This window comes from Agrobacterium sp. ST15.16.055 (assembly GCF_027956555.1).
Lineage (GTDB): Bacteria > Pseudomonadota > Alphaproteobacteria > Rhizobiales > Rhizobiaceae > Agrobacterium > Agrobacterium salinitolerans.
The window spans coordinates 1-246 of sequence record NZ_JAQKGN010000043.1 but is presented as its reverse complement, the minus strand read 5'-3'; the positions used below and the strand labels follow the sequence as shown (position 1 = coordinate 246).

Sequence of the window (246 nt, the reverse complement as noted above, 5' to 3'; positions counted from 1 at the left end):
AACCGGCCTGTTGCGGGACGAAGGTAAAAGGGCGCTCGCCGGTTACCTCACAAGACAGGTAAAAAAACGCCCGCATGTGATTCTGAAGCTTGCGGTTTCTGCTGACGGCATGATCGGCAGGCAGGGCAGAGGGGGGTAGCCGCGACCGCCGCCGCCAACTTCTCACCGACGCCGGCGTCCAGATTCTTGAAGCCCCAACGCTCGAAAACCTCCTCCAAACCCTTGCCGAACGTGGCATGTCGGAAC

At 60.6% G+C, this 246-nt stretch carries 1 pseudogene; it reads left to right on the top strand.

The window, feature by feature from the left end:
* Positions 1-133: pseudogene (locus PL599_RS22815) on the top strand (bifunctional diaminohydroxyphosphoribosylaminopyrimidine deaminase/5-amino-6-(5-phosphoribosylamino)uracil reductase RibD); the annotation flags it as partial.
* Positions 134-246: the final 113 nt, after the last annotated feature.